This window comes from Pseudoalteromonas sp. S3260, assembly GCF_005886925.1.
GTDB lineage: Bacteria > Pseudomonadota > Gammaproteobacteria > Enterobacterales > Alteromonadaceae > Pseudoalteromonas > Pseudoalteromonas tetraodonis.
Genome location: NZ_PNCV01000411.1, coordinates 1 through 409 on the forward strand (window position 1 = coordinate 1; position 409 = coordinate 409).

Sequence of the window (409 nt, forward strand, 5' to 3'; positions counted from 1 at the left end):
CTGCGAAGACAAATAGTTGCCGCCCGCTTTTGCTGCCGTGGGCATGGTATTAGGCGCTAGGCGGTTCCATGAAGAGATACATACAGCAACGCCTTGAGCGAGACTGTCCTCACCGAGATAGGCGCCCCATTCCATGGCCGCTACGGGGACATCGGCTAGGTGTGATTTGGGGTTTAACCCCAAGCCAACGTGACCTAAAAAGGCAAACGGGCGCAGATAAGCATCGCTAAAGCCATTTTGTTTCACCGCTTCTTTACACGCCTGATTTAACTCTTCCAGTGAAAACGGGATTTCCATGCGGTAGATTTTTGCCGAATCAAAGAGCCGTTTCATATGGTCAGTTAAACGAAAAATAGCCGGCCCATTAGCGGTGTCATAGGCACGGATCCCCTCAAATACCGAGCTACCA

At 51.1% G+C, this 409-nt stretch carries 1 protein-coding gene; it reads right to left on the bottom strand.

All coding sequences use genetic code 11. From position 1 onward, the window contains the following. Positions 1-409 (bottom strand): aminotransferase class IV (locus CWC14_RS18995; protein ID WP_171036918.1); only part of this gene is annotated, 409 nt, incomplete at both ends.